This window comes from Acetobacter sp. AN02, assembly GCF_029759835.1.
In the GTDB taxonomy this organism is placed as follows: domain Bacteria; phylum Pseudomonadota; class Alphaproteobacteria; order Acetobacterales; family Acetobacteraceae; genus Acetobacter.
In genome coordinates, this window is record NZ_JAJJND010000027.1 from 1 (window position 1) to 21857 (window position 21857).

The 21857-nt window shown below is 62.4% G+C and carries 20 protein-coding genes and 1 tRNA gene; 9 read left to right on the plus strand and 12 right to left on the minus strand.

Annotated features, from left to right (window positions below; genetic code table 11):
* Positions 1-148 precede the first annotated feature (148 nt).
* Positions 149-224, plus strand: a tRNA-Lys gene (locus LOC54_RS05030).
* 44 nt (positions 225-268) lie between these two features.
* Here the strand turns inward: LOC54_RS05030 and LOC54_RS05035 are convergent.
* Entirely contained in the window at positions 269-2458 is a 2190-nt protein-coding gene (locus tag LOC54_RS05035; protein WP_279312745.1) for an FUSC family protein, read from the minus strand.
* Positions 2459-2666: 208 nt separating this feature from the next.
* On the opposite strand from LOC54_RS05035, the gene LOC54_RS05040 reads away from it, so the two are divergent.
* Positions 2667-3029, plus strand: coding sequence for a YidB family protein (locus tag LOC54_RS05040; RefSeq protein ID WP_279312746.1), 363 nt, complete (start codon positions 2667-2669; stop codon positions 3027-3029).
* 15 nt (positions 3030-3044) lie between these two features.
* Positions 3045-3569 carry a hypothetical protein gene (locus tag LOC54_RS05045; RefSeq protein WP_279312747.1) on the plus strand — a complete coding sequence of 175 codons (525 nt, stop codon included), beginning with the start codon at positions 3045-3047 and terminating at the stop codon, positions 3567-3569.
* Here the strand turns inward: LOC54_RS05045 and pnuC are convergent.
* The 8 genes from pnuC to treF form a co-directional block, all read right to left on the minus strand.
* On the minus strand, positions 3532-4083 hold the full coding sequence (gene pnuC / locus LOC54_RS05050; RefSeq protein WP_279312748.1) for a nicotinamide riboside transporter PnuC: 552 nt from the start codon (positions 4081-4083) through the stop codon (positions 3532-3534). The two genes, LOC54_RS05045 and pnuC, sit on opposite strands and share 38 nt — an antisense overlap.
* Before the next feature lie 2 nt (positions 4084-4085).
* Positions 4086-5207, minus strand: coding sequence for a phosphotransferase enzyme family protein (locus tag LOC54_RS05055; protein ID WP_279312749.1), 1122 nt, complete (start codon positions 5205-5207; stop codon positions 4086-4088).
* 13 nt (positions 5208-5220) lie between these two features.
* Entirely contained in the window at positions 5221-6273 is a 1053-nt protein-coding gene (queA, locus tag LOC54_RS05060) for a tRNA preQ1(34) S-adenosylmethionine ribosyltransferase-isomerase QueA (RefSeq protein ID WP_279312750.1), read from the minus strand.
* An 8-nt stretch (positions 6274-6281) separates the two neighbouring features.
* Entirely contained in the window at positions 6282-6635 is a 354-nt protein-coding gene (gene arsC, locus LOC54_RS05065) for an arsenate reductase (glutaredoxin) (protein WP_279312751.1), read from the minus strand.
* A gap of 22 nt (positions 6636-6657) precedes the next feature.
* A complete protein-coding gene (locus LOC54_RS05070) occupies positions 6658-7698 on the minus strand; it encodes a CorA family divalent cation transporter (protein WP_279312752.1) in 1041 nt (346 codons plus the stop codon).
* A gap of 196 nt (positions 7699-7894) precedes the next feature.
* A complete protein-coding gene (locus LOC54_RS05075; RefSeq protein ID WP_279312753.1) occupies positions 7895-9295 on the minus strand; it encodes an ATP-binding protein in 1401 nt (466 codons plus the stop codon).
* Between the two features lie 12 nt (positions 9296-9307).
* Positions 9308-10087, minus strand: coding sequence for a response regulator (locus tag LOC54_RS05080; RefSeq protein ID WP_279312754.1), 780 nt, complete (start codon positions 10085-10087; stop codon positions 9308-9310).
* A 283-nt stretch (positions 10088-10370) separates the two neighbouring features.
* Positions 10371-12251 (minus strand): alpha,alpha-trehalase TreF, encoded by a 1881-nt coding sequence (treF, locus tag LOC54_RS05085; protein ID WP_279312755.1) that lies wholly within the window; start codon positions 12249-12251, stop codon positions 10371-10373.
* 183 nt (positions 12252-12434) lie between these two features.
* On the opposite strand from treF, the gene tldD reads away from it, so the two are divergent.
* Genes tldD through LOC54_RS05105 form a run of 4 tightly spaced genes read left to right on the plus strand, consistent with a single transcriptional unit; the run spans position 12435 to position 16011 of the window.
* Entirely contained in the window at positions 12435-13901 is a 1467-nt protein-coding gene (gene tldD / locus LOC54_RS05090) for a metalloprotease TldD (RefSeq protein WP_279312756.1), read from the plus strand.
* A 2-nt stretch (positions 13902-13903) separates the two neighbouring features.
* Positions 13904-15163: an O-antigen ligase gene (locus tag LOC54_RS05095; RefSeq protein WP_279312757.1), complete on the plus strand. Its 1260-nt coding sequence runs from the start codon at positions 13904-13906 to the stop codon at positions 15161-15163.
* Positions 15160-15624: a YbaK/EbsC family protein gene (locus tag LOC54_RS05100; protein WP_279312758.1), complete on the plus strand. Its 465-nt coding sequence runs from the start codon at positions 15160-15162 to the stop codon at positions 15622-15624. Before LOC54_RS05095 ends, LOC54_RS05100 begins: the two co-directional genes overlap by 4 nt.
* Positions 15625-15672: 48 nt before the next feature.
* Positions 15673-16011, plus strand: coding sequence for a hypothetical protein (locus LOC54_RS05105; protein WP_279312759.1), 339 nt, complete (start codon positions 15673-15675; stop codon positions 16009-16011).
* Positions 16012-16021: 10 nt separating this feature from the next.
* Here LOC54_RS05105 and LOC54_RS05110 read toward each other — a convergent pair whose 3' ends face one another.
* The 3 genes from LOC54_RS05110 to LOC54_RS05120 are packed head-to-tail and all read right to left on the minus strand — an operon-like array spanning position 16022 to position 18226.
* Positions 16022-16525, minus strand: a complete 504-nt coding sequence (locus tag LOC54_RS05110) for a DUF2269 domain-containing protein (protein ID WP_279312760.1) — start codon at positions 16523-16525, stop codon at positions 16022-16024.
* Entirely contained in the window at positions 16483-16911 is a 429-nt protein-coding gene (locus LOC54_RS05115; RefSeq protein ID WP_279312761.1) for a hypothetical protein, read from the minus strand. Before LOC54_RS05115 ends, LOC54_RS05110 begins: the two co-directional genes overlap by 43 nt.
* Positions 16904-18226, minus strand: a complete 1323-nt coding sequence (locus tag LOC54_RS05120) for an SDR family oxidoreductase (protein ID WP_279312762.1) — start codon at positions 18224-18226, stop codon at positions 16904-16906. The genes LOC54_RS05115 and LOC54_RS05120 overlap by 8 nt, the downstream gene beginning before the upstream one ends.
* Positions 18227-18327: 101 nt before the next feature.
* Here LOC54_RS05120 and tsaE point away from each other — a divergent pair, with 101 nt between their 5' ends.
* Both tsaE and addB read left to right on the plus strand, forming a co-directional pair.
* On the plus strand, positions 18328-18795 hold the full coding sequence (gene tsaE / locus LOC54_RS05125; protein ID WP_279312763.1) for a tRNA (adenosine(37)-N6)-threonylcarbamoyltransferase complex ATPase subunit type 1 TsaE: 468 nt from the start codon (positions 18328-18330) through the stop codon (positions 18793-18795).
* A 2-nt stretch (positions 18796-18797) separates the two neighbouring features.
* Positions 18798-21857 (plus strand): double-strand break repair protein AddB, encoded by a 3060-nt coding sequence (gene addB / locus LOC54_RS05130; protein WP_279312764.1) that lies wholly within the window; start codon positions 18798-18800, stop codon positions 21855-21857.

Consider the following 21857-nt stretch of genomic DNA (forward strand, 5'->3'; position numbering starts at 1 on the left):
CCTCCCTCCCAGAACTGAATCAGAACAGCCTCTTTGCGTCACTTCACAGATGAGTCAGAGGAAATGCCCGATGGTATAAGGTCTTGCATCCCCCGGGTCATGCTGTTAGAAGCCCCCTCAGCCGCCGGAAACGACGGCCCTGAATCCCGGGCGCATAGCTCAGTTGGTAGAGCAGCTGACTCTTAATCAGCGGGTCCAAGGTTCGAGTCCTTGTGCGCCCACCAGGATTCTCCCCCGTCTCCCTGAGCAGCAAAACGAAATCGCGGCCTTACTCAGGCGCACGATACGGTTTTGACGTATCCAGGAAGACGGCATTCGCGGTCAGTTCGTTCGATACAACGATCAGATACGCAATCGCACGGGTCAGCTCGATCCTGGTCGTCAGATTGGCCTCTTTCGCCTCATGACGACGCAGCGCCTGTGTGGCAATCCGGGCCGAACGCGCCGTCTGCTCGTGATGCCCCGTGAAACGCGCAAGACGCTCCAGAACAGCCTCAATACCGCGTCGCGCCCCGGAGGAAAGCTGGCCACGCTCCAGAACATTTCTCAGACGGATCACGTTCAGACCGATCGTCATCGTCGCCAGAGTCCCCTGCAGATACCCCTCAATCGTCGGAGACGGCGTCGGCCCCGCATGGCGGATCACGCGCGAGAACCGGTCGATATTCCGCCCCGTCCAGTCATGCGTCTGAGGAATCGGCTGAGCCGCCGCCAGAGCCTGCATATCCTGCAGCATCATCCGGCGCATCCGCCAGCGCTCCGCCACGTTGCTGAACGGCAGGATCGTGCGGAAAGCCAGAACGGCAACGACAACAGCCAGCAGGATCGCTATCGTGGAATTGAACCAGGCAATCTCGTTCAGACGGCCCGTATTGATCGGATGAACGAAATTGGGAAACAGCAGTGTATAGGCAATGGCAGGCAGCGCCGTTGACGGATTGCGGGAGGCCAGCCCGCCCGCAATCATGGGCAGAGTCAGAATCGCAACCAGCATCTCCCAGTTCTCCGCCGTAGGCAGAATGAGAAACTCCGTGATCAGCGCAACCAGAGCGGCAATCAGACTGCCCTTGAGGAAGGCCATCGTCGCCACGATCGGATTTTCGCGGGTGGCGAACAGACCGCAGACAAGTCCGACGAAGGTGATGAACCCCTGCCCCGCAGGCCAGGCCGTGATCAGCCAGACCTGAGAGGCAATCAGCAGAGCCATGCCCGCACGGATACCGTTGTAACAGGCATCGCGCCAGTCACGATGGGACTGCAGACGAAAGCGGAAATGATCCCCGGGAATGGCGGAGTGAGACGCCTCGAACTCACGCAGGGCAACCTCAAGCTCCCCGATCAGCTCGTCCAGGGCATTGTGAAGAATGCGCTGATCCAGAAGATCCGACACCTGCTGCTCGTCACGCGGCCACTCCAGATCGGACTCGCTGATCAGGGAGTCCACGACGCGCTGGCGGCACTCCGCCCGCAGAAGCTGAAGATCCCCGTGCAGCTCATGGAGCTGTTCATCCGTCTCAAGGCGCGTCGGAACGGAGGACAGAAGCGCCTGCATCTTCTCCGCCGTCTGACGGAATATCTGATGGGCATAACCCAGAGCCTGCAGACGCACGGCCATGCCCAGCCCGCGTGACAGCAGGACCGACACGGCCGCCAGCGCGGCACGGGCATGATCCCCCTCATGCGCGTGCGGGCCCATCTCGACCTCACTGAATTCGATCTGGTCGTTGATCGACAGGAGCGGGCCGAACAGGGAACGCGACCTGACGATCGCCTGGGGATGCCCCTCCAGAAGCGGCCCGATCGCCCCGGTCACGCTGATCAGGGCCGAACGCAGCTTGGCGCGCATCGTCCGGTGCGCCATCTCAGCCAGATTATGCGCGAAAAGCGCGGCCAGAACGCCCTCACACGCAATCCCGAGATAGATATAGGTCGCGCGCGACATCGCGATCAGAAACACGTGTTCAGGATCGTGCTGCGCGCCCAGAGCAATGATCGCGCAGGTATAGCCCATCAGAACCAGGGCATAGGCCCGGAAATTGTGCACCAGCGTCGCCATCATGCAGCACAGGCCAAGCCAGATGCTCAGGGCCGGAAAGAACAGCCAGGGCTGCTGGGGAAAGGCCGCAATCAGGGTGATGGAGGAAATCACCCCGAAAATCGTGCCGACAATACGCCAGCGCGCCTTGGACAGACTCTCGCCACGGGATCCCTGTGCCACGATCCAGACCGTCATCGGCGCCCATTGCGGATCGTCCAGCTCCATCCACAGGGCAATCACAAGCGCCAGCAGGGCGGCTGCCGTCGTGCGCACGGCAAAGGCCAGGGCCGGAACGGTCGGAGCGATCAGCCAGCGGAAATGACTGTTGCGCTCCGCCCCGGGTTTCGGAATCGGGCGGAGATGTCGAAGGGAAGGAAGGCGCCGCGTCAGGAACCCGGGAAGTCCGTGGAAGGCAATCACCCTTTTGACCTGCTGGCTGAATTCTGAGATGTCCCGTGATAACTCAGCCGTGAAAAAATTCCTTGCACTAATGGCTGCATATCAGCCATCGGATCACATTGGGGAACAGGTGTCATGTGCAGAACACAGTTCCGCCCGATCCGTCCGGCAGAGTTCCGCCGGAGCGAATGAAAACGGCCGCAGAGGCCCATAACGGAGTGATCAGCCAGTGAGCGGTTTTCTCAACAGCCTCGCCGACAAGGTCGGCGATACCCTCGGAATCGATCTGCACGCAGCCCTGGAGCAGAAGCTGCAGTCCCTGCTCAGCCCCGATACGATCCAGGCGATCGCAGACCGGGCCGATTCCAGCGGCCTCGGGGATCATGTCCGCTCCTGGATCGGAAACGGAGATAACCTGCCGGTCTCCCCCGAGCAGATCAAGGACCTGCTGAACAATGACGAGGTCCAGGCCATGGTCGCGAAAACCGGCCTCCCGGCAGACACCCTGCTGCCCGCGCTGGCCCGCTTCCTGCCGGACGCCATTGACAAAAAGACCCCCGCCGGTGAAGTCCCCGGACCGGGACAGAACTGACATCAGGCAGGAGCAATGACGATTTCCCAGGTGCTGATCAGAACGGATCTCTGGATTCTAGACCGGATATTCCAGCCTGTGGCAAATCGCCTGCCCGAACGCCTGCCCGCAACGGAATGCGGCATGAGCTGCCTGTTCGGCGCGCTCATGCTCTCCGCCGTCGCCATCGTCAGCATCATCTTCATGGTGGGGATGAGCCCGGGAAACATCACCTTCAATATGCTCACCTGGGTATTCGGCCTGTCCTTCTATCTCGGGATCAGCCGCGTGCGCAGCGTCATCAGGCCCGGACAGGCCAACCCGCTCAGGGTGATGCTGCTCGGCATGCGCCTGATCTCCATTCCCTTCGCGGCCTGGTCCTTCTGGCAGAGCGTTTCGGCCCCTGCCGGACTGATGCTGCCGCTGTGGTTCAACTTTCTGGCCAATCTTGTCTTCGTCACCGGAATCTATCTCGTCTCCTGCCAGCTTCCGCCGCCGGCCATGCAGAGAGAGGAAAAGACCTTCACGGGCTGGGAGACGTCCACTTCCGGTAACCGCTGACCGCAAGCACGGTGAAGACGGCATAGAGAACCGCCGTCGGATACATCTCCCGGGCCAGGAACAGCGCGGTATAGCCGGTATCGGCCGCGATCCAGATCAGCCAGCTCTCCCGCCAGCGCCGGGCCGTCCAGAACTGCCCGACCAGGCTGAATGCAGTCAGGAACGCATCCGCAAACGGCACGGGATCAGCAGTCCACCGACCCAGCCCCTGCCAAAGACACAGCCCGGCCACGGCCCCTGCGACAAGCCCGACCCCGATCTGCCGGGCTGACGGTCGGGCGACGGGCAGCCCGCCCGTGTCCGAAGCTTCGTGCCAGAGTTCCCAGCCATAGAGCAGAAGTGCGACAAATACGGCCTGAAGGCCCGCATCAGCCCATAATTTTACCCGGGCAAAAATCCATAAATAAAGCAGCGATGCCACCAGAGACACCGGCCAGCACAGCATCTGTCGTCGCGTTGTCAGCCAGACACCAAGGGCACTCAGCAGGGCGGCGAGAAGTTCGGTGGGAGACATGATCAGCGGAGCAGGGCAGCCACACGGTCCGTCAGAGCCTGTCCGGCGTCTGAGGCAAACCAGCGGGCATGACCGAGGAGATAGGCAGACCAGGCGACCTCTCCGGAGGCGCGATCCTGTACGAGATGATCGAAATAGGCCAGTTCGGACAGGGCAAAATCCACATGAACCAGCGGCAGGAAGGCAAGGATCTCTTCCTGCTCCTGCGTGTCCGGGGTTCTGAGGGACAGATACCCCTCAAAAAAGGCGTCCAGACTCTCCCGGGCGACAGGTCTGTGCGGATCGAGCCAGGCCACCATTGACCGCTCGATCGCAACCGCCAGATCAAATCCTGCCGTCGTGCGGCCGGACATTCCGAAATCAATGATCGAGGCCACCTGCCCCTGCCCCTGCCCGGTCCAGAGCAGGTTGGAGCCGTGCCAGTCTCCATGTCCCCAGGAGGGCCGCAGACCGGGCAGCAGCGGGAACAGCCGGACATGAAAGCGGCCCAGCGCGGACTCTGCATCCGCCTGCCATCCCGTGCGGGCCGCCAGGGAGCGGTCCAGACCCGGCTGCGTCGGGGCCCAAGCCAGTATCCCCTCGGTCAGACTGAGCTTTTTCAGTGAGGAGAAGCCGGAGATCAGCGGGATATCCCCTCTGCCCGGCTCGGAAAACGAGGCGGCGGCCAGGTGCAGACGGGCCAGCATCGCGCCCGCGGCCCGGGCGTCATCCGGGCCGCGGAAGGGCTGCCAGGAGTGTGTCTCGCGGTAGCGGTCCTCTCCCGGTGCGGCGGGAAAGACCTCGAAGGTGAATGCTGCGCTTTGCGTGGCGCTGTGTCCGTCCTGCCGGAGCAGAGGCGCTGCGGCGGGCACGTCATGGCGGATCAGATGCGCGATGAAGCGGTGTTCCGCCTCCAGTGCGGCCACCGGGCGCAGGGCGGCGTGGTGGCGCTTGATGAACAGGCTGCTCCCGTCCTGCAACCGTGCCTGTGCGGCAGCGGAAAACGGGCGGGGGCTGTGCCAGACCAGCTTATGAAACGGGGCACAAAGCGGATACCCGGCGAGAACGGCACGGGCTTCGGCTTCGGTCAGGGCGGGCCAGTGGCGTTCCTCCTCGGACCCACTGACGCCGAACTGACCTGTCATGCCACCTGTCCCGTCATGTGTCCGGATGTCGGTGCAGCAGGCTGGCGTCACCGTAGGAATAGAAGCGAAAGCCGGTTTCCACGGCGTGGCTGTAGGCGGCCTTCATCCGCTCCGTTCCGGCGAAGGCGCAGACGAGCATGAACAGGGTGGAGCGCGGGAGATGAAAATTCGTCATCAGCATGTCTACGGCGCGGAAGCGATGGCCGGGGCGGATGAAGATCGAGGTTTCTCCGGCGAAGGGATGCACGATCCCGTTCTCATCGACCGCGCTTTCCAGCAGGCGCAGGCTGGTCGTTCCGACGGCGACGATCCGGCCGCCGTTGCGGCGCGTGGCGTTGATGATGCTGGCCGTGTGTTCGCTGATGAACCCGCGTTCGGCATGCATGTGATGGGCGGAGATGTCGTCCCCGCGCACCGGCAGGAATGTACCGGCCCCCACATGCAGGGTCAGTGTCTCGCGCCGTACGCCGCGTGCGTCGATGGCCCGGAGAAGCTCCGGGGTGAAGTGCAGCCCGGCGGTTGGTGCGGCGACGGCACCTTCGTGTTCGGCGAAGATCGTGCGGTAGTCCAGCCGGTCCTGTGCGGTCGGGCCTTCCGGGCGGTGGATATAGGGCGGCAGGGCCAGTGCACCTGCCTGCCTGAGGAACTGGTCGAACGCATGGCCTTCGGAGGAGAAGCGCAGGACCGCGCCGCCTTCCGCCTCTCTTGAGACGACCTCTGCCGTTTCCGTCGTGCCGGGGAATACCAGCGTATCTTCCGGTCTGAGGCGTTTTGCGTTGCGCACCAGAGCATACCAGGTGCCGTCGGGCAGGATGCGGTCCAGCGTGATCCCGATCCGGGCCTGGCCGCGCAGGGCGTGCAGCTGTGCCGGGATGACGGCGGTGTCGTTGGCGATCAGCAGGTCGCCTTCCCGCAGCAGGGCGGGCAGGTCACTGACGCGGAGATCCTGCATTGCACCGGCGGGCGGGATATGCAGAAGACGGGCGCTGTCTCTCGGGCGGGCCGGGCTCTGTGCGATGGCGCTGTCGGGCAGATGGAAGTCGAAATCGGCGGTACTGTCGCTCATGGATATGCTCAGAGCAGATCGCGGACGGTATCTGCCGGACGGCAGACGAGGGCGGTCCAGTCGGTTTCCACGACCGGGCGGTTCAGCAGCACGGGATTGCGGGCGATGGCGTCGAGGATCTGCGCTTCAGTGGTCTCCTTGGCATCAAGGCCCAGTTCGCGGCAGAGAGGTTCCTTTGTCCGCAGCAGGGTGCGGGCATCCTTCATCTTCGCGGCAAGACGGCTCAGCTCGTCCCGTGAGAGCGGCTCGCGCAGATACTCCCTGACTGCCGGTTCCCTGCCCGCTTCCTTCAGGAGCGCGAGCACGGTGCGGGACGTTCCGCAGCGGGGATTGTGGAAGATCGTGACAGTTTCAGAACTCATCGGGTGAATCCCTCTCCTCGGTTCAGAGCATCCGGGTCAGTTTGAGGATGATCCATGTGCCGAGCATGATCAGAAAGCAGATCCCTCCGGCATACACCGTGTCCCAGGCGCCGCCGGAGAGGAACATGCCGCCGGTGTTCATGCCGAAGAAGCCGGTGACGAAAGTGGCGGGAAGCATCAGGGTGGTGCCGACGGAGACGATATACAGCCGCCGGTTGGTTTCTTCCGCCTGGTTAGAGGTCAGTTCGTCCTGCAGCGATCTGGCGCGGTCCTGCAGGGCGATGAGATCGTCGAGTGCGGCGTGGATCTGCCGGTGGGAGCGGTCTGACAGGTCATCTTCCGCCCATTCGGGCAGTTCCAGTTCCTCGTCCTGCAGAATACGCGTGACGGGCGCGACGGCGCGGCGCAGTTCGGCGGAGCGGCGGCGCACCTGTCCGAGCTGTGCACTCATGCGGCCCAGATCCGTGTCCCGGTCGAGCGTGAGGAGCACGTCCTCCGTCCGGTCGAGCTGGTCTTCGAGCCGCGCGAGGTCGCGCCGGGCGATATCGGCGAATTCCAGCAGGACGCGGTCCACCAGCCGCGCCGGGTTGGGCGGAACCTGGCGGCGCTGCAGTTCGCGATAGACGACGCCCAGCGCCGGGACCGGGTGGCGGCGCGTGGTGATGAGCAGGTCCGGCAGGATGGCGAAGCGCCAGATCCCGACCTCACGCTCGTCATCGGCGTCGGCTTCCTCGAAGGCGGGCAGGGCGCCGGAGACGATCTCTCCTTCCGCCTCAAGCCGGACACCGCGATCGGAGCTGATGAGCACCTGTCTTACGTCTTCGGGCAGGCACGGGATGGCATCGATTTGCGCGCGGGAGAGTGTGTGCACCACGTCGAAATGCAGCCAGGACCAGCCGGTTCCGCCCGCCAGGGGCTGTCCGGCCAGGCATGCGGCGATTTCCTCGGGCTCAAGCGCGACCGGTTTTTCCCCGGGCACGCAGCGGATGGCCCAGACGAGTCCTTCGTTCAGCGCGGTGGTGGCTTCGGGCAGAGGTGTGGCGGTACGGCGTGTTTCCGACATCACTCCCTCCCCTTTTACGTCAGAAATTCAGAAGCCTGTTTTGCTCAGGCGGCCCGGTGCGGGACTGGTTTTGCATAGGTGTCCCTGGCTGACAATGGGGAAGCCCGGCTTATACCGGAAACGCCGCTCTCCGGGGGGAGAGCGGCGTTCAGCAGCGGTGTTCTCTGGTGCCGTGCCGGAGGCGGCGCCTGTGTGCTCAGGACTGAGCGGGTCTTTCCGGACGCTGGAAGCTGACGCGGGCGCAAAGGCCGCCTTCGGGCCGGTTCTGCAGCGTCAGCACGCCCCCTGCCCGCTCCACTTCCCGGTGCACGATGGCCAGTCCGAGCCCCAGGCCACCGGTGCGCCGGGACCGGGAGGCCTCGATCCTGTAGAACGGAGTCATGACGCGTTCGAGCTCTGCTTCCGGGATGCCGGGGCCGTCATCCGTCACCTCGACCACCACCTGTCCGTCATCTTCGTGCAGGGAGATCACGGCGCTGCCGGCATACCAGATCGCGTTCTCGACCAGATTGTTGAACACGCGCTTCATGGCAAGGGGAGGCAGCCGGATCTGAAGCCGGTCCGGTCCCTGGCAGACCACGTCGCGCCCCTGGTCGCTGGCATCATCGGCGATGGTGGAGAGCAGGGCAGCAAGATCGAGCGGGCGCGCTTCCTCGTGCGTGGTTTCTCCGGAGAGGTAGGCCAGAACGCCGTCCACCATGGCTTCCATCTCGTCCAGATCGGCCTCGATGGAATCCTGGGCTTCCCTGTCCTGCAGGAAACCTGCCCGGAGGCGGAGCCGGGCGAGCGGGGTGCGCAGATCGTGCGAGACGGCGGCCAGAGCCTCGGTCCTGTCCTCGATCAGGTGGCGGATGCGTTCCTGCATGGAATTGAGCGCCTGGGCGAGGCGGCGGACCTCGCGCGGGCCGGTTTCCGACAGGGGGACCCATGTGCCGGAGCCGACCTTGTCCGCAACTTCCGCCAGGGCGCGCAGGGGCAGGGTCAGGGCCCGGATCAGCATGATGGCCACGATCAGCACGGCGAGCGTGACGACGAGCGCATTGGTTGCGCCCCGTGTGACGAGGTGCGGGCGCAGGACGTTGGAAAGCGTGAAGTGGAGGGAGCTTCCGTCGGACAGGCTGAGGATGCCCGCGACATCGGAATGATAGCGGGAGGAGGGGAACAGGATCAGTGTACGGGCAGTCAGCAGGGAGTCGGGCCGGGTGAGCTGATCACGGAACTCCTTGAGTGCGGGGCTCTGGATATGGGTGCCTGTCTCTGTCGGGTCCGCGGGTTTCCAGTTGATGCGGAGCTCCCCGGTGGAGAGCATGGCGGCAAGGACCGGGCGCTGGGCTGCGGGCGTGCCGGACAGGACGCGGGCATCGGTTTCGAGATGCTGGGCGATCAGGTCGATACGGTCGTCATCCTCGATCAGGATTTCGGCTTTTTCGTAAAGAAACCAGTTGACGCAGAAGACGATCACCACGGAGGCCAGCAGGATCATCACCACGCGACCGATCAGCCCGCGCGGCCAGAGGACGATCCGGGGGTGGGGCCTGCCGGCACCTTTTGCGTGAGGTTCCGCGGCCGGCTGGGCCGGATTCTGTGAGGCGGGCATGATCCGGTCCGGTCAGTGGCGTTCGACGGTCGCCGTGAAGATATAGCCCTGGCCGCGGACGGTCCGGATCAGCGATTCCGAATCCGTTCCGAGTTTGCGCCGCAGACGGCTGACAAGCACATCGATCGAGCGGTCAGACGCATCTCCGAGGCGGAACCGGGACAGCTCCAGCAGACGCTCGCGGCCGATGACGCGCTGGGGATTGTCCAGGAAGCTTGCGAGGAGATCGTGTTCCGCTCCGGAGATTTCCACGGCAGTGCCTGAAGGGTCGGTCAGTTCGCGGCGGCGCAGGTCGAGCGTCCATCCTGCGAAGGTGATGACCTCACGGCGCGGCGCGTCCGTCACGACCGGCCGTCCCGCGCCACGGCGCAGGACGGCGCGGACGCGGGCCAGGAGTTCTTTCTGTCCGAACGGCTTGGCGACATAGTCGTCCGCACCCAGTTCCAGCCCGAGCACGCGGTCGAGTTCCTCTCCGCGGGCGGAGACCATGATGATCGGCACCTGGGCGAGGTTTGCGCTCTGGCTCTCCCCGGTCAGTCCGCCCTGGCGGAGCTGGCGGCACAGATCAAGGCCGTTGGTGCCGGGCATCATGACATCCAGCACGATCAGGTCCGCGGCTTCCGTTGAAAGGGCTTCCCACATTCCGCGGGCGTCCGGCACCGCGCGCATGCGGTATCCCTCGGCCTGGAGCGTGCGGCTGAGGAGGGTGCGCATGCCCGCATCGTCCTCCACGACCAGAATCCGGGCCGGGAGATCCTGGGTTATATCTGATCTTGGGTCTGAGTCGCTCATCGGTTCGCCCGGTTGGTTGTTATTGCATAATATTTCCAGACGGCAGAACCATCTATCGTATGTGTCAAATATAACTGTACAGAAGGGAAGCGTCTATGTACGAAATTCCGGACATCTATACGGGAGACAGCTCCGCCATATGGCAGACTGTATGAAACTGTTCCTGATTCTGATGATGTACGCATCATGTCTTTATTGTCACGCAGGTTTACATCTGTAACCATTTACATCCTGTGACCCGTGCGGTTCCTTCCGGCTTTCATGACTTCTGCGTGTGCGGGGCTCAGTCATTCAGCCGGTCCGTTTTCGGATTCTTTTCCATCACGGCGTCCGTTACGGCGCGATAGCGGTTCATCAGCCCGAGCAGGGTGCCGTTCGTCCAGCCGAAGCCGACCTGCATGGGATATTCCCCGCCGCCCGCGCCGCCATGCGGGCTGATATTTTCCGAGACGACATCATATTTTTCCAGAAGAACGCCGCTTTTTTCATATGTTCCGATCACGCGGTCCATCCAGCGCCGGGCGATTTCCGCCGCGAGTTTTTCCTCTCCGTAGGCGCTCAGTCCGCGGATGGCCATCCACTGCAGCGGGGCCCAGCCATTGGGGGAGTCCCATTGCTGGCCGCTGTTCTGATCGGTGGTGACCAGGCCGCCGGGTTTGAGAAGTTTTTTCTCGATGGTCCGGGCAACGCGATGGGCCTGCTCCGGTGTTGCGATGTGCAGGAAGAGCGGGACGACGGTTGCGGCGGACAGGACATCCGTAAAACTGTCTTTTTTTACATCGTAGTCATAAAACGCGCCGCGTTTTTCATCCCACAGGACGCGTCTGACGGCATCGGCGTAGCGTTCCGCATCGGCGGCGTACCGGGCTGCTTTCTGTTTATCTCCCTGCAGGCTCCAGGCGTGGGAGAGTGCGGAAGCGAGGTTGGAGAGCAGGCTGGTATATTCGACGGGGAGCAGATCGGTCGTGTGGATGGTTGCTGTCGTGCGGCGATCCGCGAACCAGCGGGAGGAGAAATCCCAGCCCGTCTCGGCTCCGGCGCGGAGATCGCGCCAGACCACGGCCTGCGGGCGGTTGGCAGATTTTGCCGTGGCGATATCCTGCGGATAGCTTTCATCGCGCGGGGTATCGAGATCGTCCCAGGCGCGGAACATCAGTGTGCCGTCTTTCAGCCGCACGACGTGGCGCCAGGCCTGTCCGGGGGGGAGGCGTTCTGCTCCGTCCGTCCAGTATTCATATTCTTTCTGGAGCTGCGGCAGGAAGGTTGTCCAGGCGACGGAGCCGTCATGTTCCGCGAGAAGCTGCACCATCAGGGCGAAGAAGGCGGGCTGGCTGCGACTGAGATAATAGGTCCGGCTGCCGTTCGGGATATGGCCGTAGCGCGTGATGAGCGAGGCGAGATCGGTGAGTGTGGAGCGCATCAGATCGATGCGGCCGGACTCATACAGGCCGATCATCGTGAAATAGCTGTCCCAGTAATAGAGTTCCGTGAAGCGTCCGCCCGGCACGACATAGGGCTGAGGCAGGGGCAGGAGGGAGGACCATTCCGGCGGGTTGTCCGCCGGGCGGGTCAGGACGTCCCACATGCCTGTGATGTAGTCGCGCACGCTTTCGTCCGGGCTGCGTTTCCATGTGACGGAGCGGGTCTGGGGCACGGTGAAATTGGCTGCCACGAAGGCCTTCAGGCTGAAATCACGGGCGTCATGATGTTCTTTCCAGTCCTGCAGAATCCGGGCGGGCGCAAAGCGGGGGATGAGGTCTGCTATGCTTTTGGCATCCGGAAAGAGATGCGCCTCTCCGATGGCGGCGAACAGGCCGTCAAAGGCGAGGGAGGGTGGCAGGAGGTTCAGCGGGACGGCCGGTTCCAGCGCGACGGGCGGTGCGGGCAGGGTGTGATGCGCAAGCACCTGCCCCAGGCCGGGCCAGGAAATCTCTCCGGGATCGGGAACGGGCAGTACCAGCGCCGGTGCTGCACCCGAGAGATCGGGGAGCAGCAGGTCTTCGGGATGCAGCACCTGTTCCGCGCGCACGACCGTCTGCGGCAGGGTTTCCGCATGTGCGCGGGGGGCGGACCAGATCAGCAGTGCTGCCGCGAGGCAGGCCGCCGGAACGGAGCGCAGGAGCGGACCGGATGAGAAGGCGCGGGTTTGTGTGGATACGGTCATGGGCGCGGGCGGTCCTTTCTGCGGCTCCGGACAGTTTACTTTCAAAGCGTGACAAAGGGACGGGTTTTCCGGCGGGTCCGAAAACCCTATGTTCAGCAGTAACTGAAGCAGATGAAAAATATCTTCCGCAATGCCCTGTCCGTGATGGCGGGCCGTGCAGAGAAAAACCGGAGTATTCCCCGTATGTCGTCTTCCGACCCGGCCATTATGGCTTCCGATGCGCTGGCTGTCACGGACCGGCTTTTTTATGAGACCTCCGGTGCCCTGCTCGGGCGGGGGGAGGCTGAGCGTCTGACGTCCGGGGCCCTGGAGGGCATGGATGACGGCGAACTGTTTCTCGAATACCGCGAGACCGAGAGCATTTCCCTTGAAAATGGTGTGATCCGCTCGGCTTCCTTTGACACGAGTTCGGGATTTGGTCTGCGATCCGTGCTGGGTGAGGAATCCGGTTTTGCCCATTCGGACGAGATCAGCGAGTCCGCGCTGCGTCGTGCGTCCGAGACGGTTCAGCTTGTGCGGGCGGGCCGTTCGGGTCAGCAGGCGGCTGCGCCGCGTTCGACCAATACGCAGCTTTATCCGGGATCCAATCCGATGGATGGCACGGAATTCGCCCGTCGGGCCGCCGTGCTTCAGGAGATCGATGCCTATGCCCGTGCGGCGGATGCGCGCGTCGTTCAGGTGATGGCGTCTCTGAACACGGAATGGCAGGCGGTTCAGATTCTGCGTGCCGATGGCGGGCGTGCGGCGGATCTGCGGCCTCTGGTCCGGCTGAATGTTTCGGTCGTGGTCGAGAAGGACGGACGGCGCGAGAGCGGCAGTCACGGATTCGGCGGGCGCTATGAGGTTGCGCGGCTGCTTGATCCGGCGGCCTGGAAGGGCGCTGCGGATGAGGCGCTGCGGATGGCTCTGGTTCTTCTGGAGGCGAAGCCTGCGCCTGCGGGGGAGATGGAGGTTGTGCTCGGGTCGGGCTGGCCGGGTATTCTGCTTCATGAGGCGGTTGGCCACGGTCTGGAGGGTGATTTCAACCGGAAGGGCACGTCGGCCTTTGCCGGTCTGGTCGGGCAGCGTGTTGCGAGTCCGGGTGTGACGGTGGTGGATGACGGCACGTTGCCCGGGCGGCGCGGGAGTCTGACGGTGGATGATGAGGGGACGCCCTCGGGCCGGACGGTGATGATCGAGGACGGGATTCTGACCGGCTTCATTCAGGACCGGCAGAATGCGCGGCTCATGGGCGTGCGGCCGACGGGGAACGGCCGCCGGCAGTCCTATGCCTATCCGCCGCTGCCGCGCATGACGAACACGCTCATGCAGGGCGGCAGCGCGACGACGGAAGAGATGATTGGTTCCGTAAAGCGCGGGCTTTATGCGGTGCATTTCGGGGGCGGGCAGGTGGATATCACCTCCGGCAAGTTCGTGTTCTCCGCATCAGAGGCGTATCTGATCGAGGACGGAAAGGTGACGGTGCCGGTGAAGGGTGCGACGCTGATCGGCAACGGCCCTGACGCCATGACGAAAGTGTCCATGATCGGTTCTGATGTGGCGCTCGATCCCGGGATCGGCACCTGCGGCAAGGCCGGACAGGGCGTGCCGGTCGGTGTCGGTCAGCCGACGCTCAAGATGACGGGTCTGACGGTCGGCGGTACGGCCTGAGCATGATGCTGTCCTCGCGGATCGGGACGTCTGCGCTGTCGGGTCTGATGACGATTGTCGCGGGGATGCTGACGCTGTGTCTGCCCGTGCTGCTGTTCTTCAGCCGGGCCGGTGCGGATGTGGCGGTTTCCGTGGTTGCGGTGCTGTTCGTGCTGCGTTCCGTGCTGCTGGGTTCCTGGGACTGGACGAGGGCCGGCTGGTTCCGGCTCGCGCTGCTGTTCTGGGCCGTGATGGTGCTGTCCTCGGACCTGGCCGGTCCGCGCGCATCGCTGATCCAGGCGGTGCTGAGCCTGAGATTTTTTCTGTTCTGTGCGGCGACGGCGACATGGGCGTTCCGGGCGTCCGGTCCGCGCCGGGTGTTCGGGGCGGTCTGTTCCGTTCTGGCCCTGTGGGTGGTGCTGCAGAGCTGGATACAGTTTCTGACCGGTCATAATCTGTCGGGCTTTCCGCGCTGGAATGACGGGGCGCTTACCGGTCCTTTTTACAAGCCGCGTGCGGGCAACGCGTTTCTGATGGTGTTCTTTCCCGGTGTGATGCCGCCTGTTCTGGCGCTTTTACGGCAGAGGCGCGTGGCTCTGCAGGCTGCGGGTGTGCTGGTTCTGTTTGTGTGCGTTGCGACGATGATCCTGATCGGGCAGCGCATGCCGACCCTGCTGCTTCTGACCGGGCTGGGTCTGACGGCATTGCTTGTGAGGCGTCTGCGCTGGCCGGTTCTGGGGGCGCTCGGGGTTGCGGCTGCCGTTCTTGCGGCGCTGCCGGTTCTTTCTCCGCCGACATATGCCAAGCTCGTTCTGAAATTTACGCAGCAGATCTCTCATTTCACGCAGAGTGCCTACGGGCAGCTTTACATCCGCGCGGCTGTCATGATTTCCGATCATCCCCTGATCGGGCTTGGCTTTGACGGATTCCGCAATTTCTGTAACGCGCCGGCTTATGCGCGTGGTCTGCCCTCGCTCGGTCTGCCTTTCATTCCGGATGGCGAGAACTGTAATATTCATCCGCATAACTATTATTTTCAGGCCGGTGTTTCCGCGGGTCTGACCGGTCTGGCTCTGTTTGTCGGCATGATCCTGGCCTGGGGGCGGACGATGGTGCGTGCGCTGGAGCCTTCAGAGCGGCCGATGCAGGCGATGCTGATGGTTGCCTGTGTGGTGGTTCTCTGGCCTCTTGCGAGCACGAGTGCCCTGTTTTCCCTGCCTCCGGCGGGCTGGATCTTTCTGCTTGCCGGTGCGGCGCTTGCAGCTTCAGGAGAACGTCAATGAGTCTTGAGTCGGTTCGTGTTTTTCTTGCTGAACATGCTCCGGAGCTGGAGGTGATCGAGACGCAGGATTCGACCGCGACGGTTGAGGAGGCTGCGGCGGTGCACGGGGTGAAGCCGGATCAGATCGCCAAGACGATCGCGGCCCGTCTCGGGGATGAGGTTGTCCTGATCGTTGCTGCGGGAACGGCCAGGCTGGATAATCGGAAATGTAAGGAACTTTTCGGTGTCAGGCCGCGTATGCTGGCTCGTGAGGAAGTTGAGGAGATCACGGGTCATCCGGTTGGCGGTGTCTGTCCGTTCGGTGTGAAGGGGGATGTGCCGGTCTATTGCGACGTGTCCCTGCGGGATTATGCGGAAGTGATCCCGGCCGGAGGGTCTCCGACGGCGTCGGTGCGTCTGACAGTGGCGCGTCTTGCTGAGATTACCAGTGCACGGTGGGCCGATCTGTGTAAGTCTGGGTGAGGAACAAAGAGACTCAGAAAATCATTTTCCTATGAAGGAGAAGTCAGGATGAGCAGCTTTATTATCCGCACGGAGGATGGACGGGATCTCGGTTTTCTTCTGTTTGCCGGGAGTAAGGACAGGCGGCCTTCTTCAGGGAAACATGACTGTATCTTCATGGGCATTCCCTTTGACGCATCGCTCCTTGATGATCCGGGCAGCCATTTCATCACCGAGCACAAGGGGCGGGAATGGAGTGCTGACGTGAGCTACGCCGGTACGGAAATGACTGCTGTGATCAGCCTGGATACGGGATGGACCTTTCATCTGCTCGGCCATGAGGAAGACGCCAGATGGACCGCGCGGCACGGAGGGGATGTGCTTGAGGGTACCGGCCTGTTCCTCTGAGCCGGATTTTTCAGAGTATCGGGCGGGCCGCCATCAGCCAGAAAACGATGATAAGAGCGATGAAGGCGGGCCAGCCCAGGAGGAACCACTTCCGGTACAGCCGCATGAATTCGGACGGCAGCGTGCCGTTCTGCGCGGCGGCCTGCCGGGCCAGTCCGGCCATGCGGATCTGGTAGCGGACCACCGGGAGCCAGCACAGCCCGGCAAGGCCGTAGAGCAGGACGGAAAGTGCAACCCATCCCGCGGTCAGGGCATCCATTCTCCAGGCGAGCCAAAGGCCGGTGATGAACTGGGTAATGCCCGAGGGCAGCGTGAGGATCCAGTCAGCCCGCACCACCCTGTCGGAGGCCCGGGCGATAAGCGGGATATTCCCGTCATACACCGTCAGCACGAGAACGAGCGCCGTGACCAGGCCGGAGGCGAACAGTACGCTGGCGCTGAGGATGTGGCACAGAAGCAGCAGATCCGGCATCAGGCGGCTTTCGTCAGCATGGAGACAAGGGCGACGATCCATAGACCCCATGCGCCGGCAAATCCGGCGGCGGCGGCAAGTCCTGCGATCAAGGACCTGTGTCTGAGGGCGAAGATCAGCGATGCTGCGGCTGCGAGGGAGGCCAGGGCCAGGGAGGCTGCAAGGGAGAAGGCGGCCCGGGTCATCCACTGTTCCGACCAGCCGATCTGCAATCCTCCGGCGAGGCGAATTCCTGATGCCAGGGTCCCGGCACCGAACGGGAATCCCAGGCAGAGCATGGCGGCCACCGGGGTCAGATCGCGACCGCCTGCCTCGGTCCCTGCCCTTAGCATCAGGAGTATCTGGATGCCGCATCCGCAGAGGATTCCGCCATAGCAGACGGCGCAGAAGATGTGCAGCGGGAGGATGAGGTGCAGGAGATCAGCCACGGCGGCCTTCCGTCTGCCGCAGAACGGCCAGGAGGCCGAGGATCGGCAGGTTTTTCAGCAGCGGGCCGTAGAGACCTTTCCACAGGGAGGGTTTCGCAATTCCGAGGAGGAGCGTGTAGCCCGAGACGGCCAGAAACTGCCACGACCAGGAGCGGCGCCCGGACAGAATGAGGCTGCCGAACATCAGATCCATGAGGGAGAATCCCTTTACGGCTGCACATTTCATGCCTTTTCCGGGGACCAGTCCGTCCAGTTCCTTCTCCCCTTCCCTTCCGGACATCAGCCCTGCGGCTCCGGAGCCGAACCAGAGTGCGGCGACCGACAGGGCAAGGAAAGGGCGGAGATATCCCACCCGGGCGTGCCAGCGTTCCGGATGTCCTGCCGGGTGTGCCGCGAGGAAGTCCTGCATGGAGCGAAGCCTGACGCCTGCGACGGTCTGGCAGACTCCTCCCGGGGAGTGTCGGGCTGTGTAGTCCTCCCGCATCAGGCGGACCATGACGGGTGACATGTTCCACAGGGGAAAGATCCGTCCGGCATAGCCCAGAGCAAGAGACAGGTGCCAGGGAACGGAGATGATTTTTCCTTCGCGAAGACCCAGCCATCTGCGCCACATGAGGACGATGTCGCGGGTTGTCATGACATCCGGACCGGCGATTTCGATCACGCCCTGCGGGGCCTCACGATCAGTCAGGCATCGCCAGGTGATTTCGGCCACATCGTCGGCACAGACGGGTGCAAAACGTGTCGATCCTCCGTCTGGAAGAGCGATGAGACCTGCCGATCCGGCAAGGAAGCGCAGGGATTCACTGCCGCCGTAGCAGGAGGCGGCATAGATAAAAGAGGGTCTGAGGATACGGAACGGAATCCGGCCGCTGCAGGCGGATGTGACGATCCGTTCGGCCAGGACGCGGGAGCTGAAATAGGGGAGGTCGTTTGCGGGGGCCGTGTCATCATCCGGAACGCCCAGGGCCGATACGTGGATCAGACCTTCCAGGCTTTCGGGGAGAGCCCGGGTCATGGTTTCGAGCCACAGGGCGTTGCAGGCGGCATCATCCTGTGCCGCCGTGCCTTCAAGAACGCCGATGCAGTTGATGATATGTGTCGCCCCGGACAGGGCCTGGCGGAAATCGTCTCCGGTCCATCGTGTGACGTCTCCGCGCAGTGACGTGACGCGGGGGTGACTGATGACGGACTGTCCGCTCCGGCCGGTCATGACGAGGTCTATGTCATGACCTTCCGACAGTCCTGAGATGATCCGTCCGCAGATGATCCGTCCGAGGAAACCGAAGGCTCCGAGAACGACGATTTTCTTCAAGACAAGGTCTCCGGTTTATTTTCCCTGCGGGTTCCGTCCCGGACGGGAAATACGGAACGGGACGGGCTTTTCTTTTCCTGCTTTATGCTACGCTGCCGGGCATGACCAGAACAGAATACCTTGCCGATCGTGCCGCAACACGGGCTCTGGCCTGTCGCCTGGCCCTGCTGGCCCGCCCGGGTGACGTGATCCTTCTGGAAGGTCCTCTCGGGGCCGGGAAAAGCACGTTTGCCAGGGCGTTCGTGCGGGCGCGGGCCCAGGATCCGGCGCTGGATGTTCCCAGTCCGACATTTACGCTTGTACAGGTCTATGAATTTCCCGACGGAGATATCGCGCATTTCGATCTGTGGCGGCTGGATGGTGAGGAAGCGCTGGAGGAGATCGGCTGGGATGAGGCGCGTGCCGGTATCGTTCTTGCGGAATGGCCGGACAGGCTTGGCAGTCTGCTTCCCCCGGAGGCGCTGAGAATTATCCTCCGGCCTGTATCGGGTGTGATCGCAACCGGAGAGGATGGTGAGGAGGACTGCCCGCGTGAGGCGGTTCTTGCGGGCTGGGAGGGGCGGCTCTGATCATGAGGACACCCGGTATTGTAACCGTTGCGGCGCATCTGCCTTTTCTGGATGTCGTTGCACAGCGCTGGTGTGACAGGGTTCAGAATGATCCGGAAAAAATTGGTTCAGGAACGCTGATTCTCCCAGGACGCAGGGCGGCTGCGGCGCTGAGTGAGGCCTTTTTGCGGCATACCGACGGGCGGGCCACGCTGCTTCCGGATATCAGAGCCATTACGGCCCTGGATGAGGCCGTGACGGCTCTGCGCAATCCGGGTGCCCTGTCTCTTCCTCCTGCCGTATCGCCGCTCCGGCGTCAGGCTGTCCTGACACGTCTGGTGCTGCAGGTCGGTGAGAGTTTCGGGACGCGGCAGACACTGGATCAGGCCTGGCCGTTGGCGGGGGAACTGGCGTCCCTGATGGATGAGGCGGAATGGGCTGGGGTAGATCTTGCGCGTGTTCTGCCGGATGTGGTGGAGGATCACCTTGCGCAGCACTGGCAGGTCACGCTGAAATTTCTCAGGATTGTCACGGAGATCTGGCCGGAGTGGCTGAAGGAGGAAGGGCTTGTGAACCCTGTCGCGCGACAGGTTGCCCTTCTGCGGGCACAGGAAACGGCGGGGACAGGTGTGCCGGATGAAGATCCTGTGTGGGCCGTCGGATTTACGGATGCGATGCCTGCGACAGTCAGTGCCCTGCGTGGTGTCCTGAAGCATCCGAACGGGAAGATCATATGTCCTGCGATAGATTTTTCGCTCAGTGACGAGAGTTTTTCCTCACTGCCCGAAAGCCATCCTCAGGCCGGTCTGTCGCGCCTTCTGGCTGATCTCGATGCCGGTCGCGGGGATGTCGAGCGCTGGGATGAGGGGCAGGGAAGTGTCCCGCCTTCCCGAGCGGATCTGATCAGCCGGGTCATGCTTCCGGCCGGAGATCTGTCTGACTGGGCAGACAGGCCCGGTAAGGCAGAGATCGATGGAATATGGAAAATTTCTGCTCAGGATCAGCAGGAAGAGGCTGCATCGATTGCGATGGCCATACGCGGGGTGCTGCAGACTCCGGGAAAGCGTGTGGCTCTGGTGACGCCTGATCGTGGTCTGGCAGCGCGGGTGGCAGCAGAACTTGCGCGCTGGGATATTGCCGCGAATGACAGCGCCGGTATTCCTCTGACGCGTGCTCCGGCTGCGGTGCTGCTGCGCCTTCTGGCACAGAATGCCGATAATGGCACAGAGCCGGTAACGCTGCTTTCCCTTCTGAAACATCCTCTGACAGCCTGCGGACTATCTCCGGGAAACTGCCGCGCGTCAGCCCGCCTTGCAGAGCGCGAGATTCTGCGTGGTCCTGCTCCTCCGCCGGGAATTGATGGTCTGCGCAGACACAGGCTGAAGAAGCTTGAGCAGAAAGCCCTGCGTCTGGGTAAAACGGAAGAAAAAGACGAGAGTTTTTCAGCCGATCTTCCATGGAGAGCAACTCCCGTGGATGATTTTCTTGACCGGCTGGAGAAATGCCTTGAACCGCTCTTCAGTTGCTGCGGAAAGACTGTTCCGGTTTCAGATCTTCTCAGAGCCCTTCTGGAGACAGCGGAAAATATATGTACCACGGATGAGGAAAGCGGTGCTGAGCGCCTGTGGCGCGGGGAGGACGGGGAGGCACTGGCGCAGGTTATGTCTGAGCTGCTTGTGACGACTGATATCCTGCCGGATCAGCCGGTTGCGGTTCTTGACGGGCTTCTTACGGCCGTTCTGTCTGAGCAGCGTGTTGCGGTGCCCAGAGCACTGCCTGGCGAGACGCTTCATGCGCTCCACCCGCGTGTTTCCATATGGGGTCTTACGGAATCACGTCTTCAGAACTCAGATGTTCTGATTCTCGGGGGGCTTTCAGAGGGTGTCTGGCCAGAGGCTGCAGATCCGGGGCCGTGGCTCAGCAGGCCTATGAGAAAAAATGCCGGTCTGCCATCACCTGAGCGTGCCACGGGACAGGCTGCTCATGATTTTACGTCCATGTTCTGTGCGGCGCCGGAAGTTATTCTTTCCTGTCCGGCACGGAGAGAAAATGCTCCGGCAATTCCCGCCCGATGGCTTGTAAGGATGGAGGCATTTCTCAAGGGCAGGGGCCAGGTTCTGCAGGAGCACCCTGTAACGGACTGGATAAGGCAGATTGACGCGGGCGACCGGGCCCCCGTGCCGGTCTCTCCGCCGCAAGCCAGGCCGCCTGTCAGAAAACGACCAAGGTCACTCAATATTACGGATATTGAGGTGCTTCTGAAAGATCCTTACGCCATATATGCGAAATATGTTCTTGGTCTGCGGCGTCTGCAGGATATTTCTGAAGATGCTGATGCATCTGACTTTGGAAATATAGTTCATAATTCTCTTGAGAGATGGTTTTCCGAATACGGAAACTCTCTTCCGGCAGATGCACGGTCCAGCCTTTCCGGTGTTCTGACGAAAGTGCTGAATGATGCGGGTCTCAGACCTGCACTGGCAGCGTTCTGGCGACCGCGTATGATGGAAATAGCGTCTTTCGTCGCCGGAACTGAGGTCGAACGCAGGCGGGAGAAAGGAGTGCCGGTGGCTGTTTACAGCGAGGTTCGTGGAAATGTTCTTATCCCGCATCTTCCGGCCGGAGATTTTCATCTCAGAGGGCGTGCTGATCGTGTGGATATTTCCCGGGATGGCTCTTTTATCCTTCATGATTACAAAACAGGCTCCGTGCCTTCGCAGGAGAATGTAAGGACAGGCTGGAACCCGCAGATGCCTCTGGAAGCGGCTATGATCAGGAGAGGAGGGTTTTCGGGAGTTTCCTCCGTGAAAGATGAAGTCACAATATCGGAGATGCTATACTGGAGTCTTACGGGAGATCCGAGAAGCGAGCGTGTTTCCTCCGCTACAGGTGATAATGTTTCTCCTGATGAGATATCTGAAGAAATATGGGAGAAAATCATTCGTATTCTGGCGATATATGATCATCCGGCGAGTGTTTATCTCTCTGTGCCGCATCCGGGACGAGAGCCGAGATTTGCGGATTATGCACTCCTGGCGCGCGTTCCGGAATGGAGTTCGGGAAACTCCGGAGGAGAGGACTGA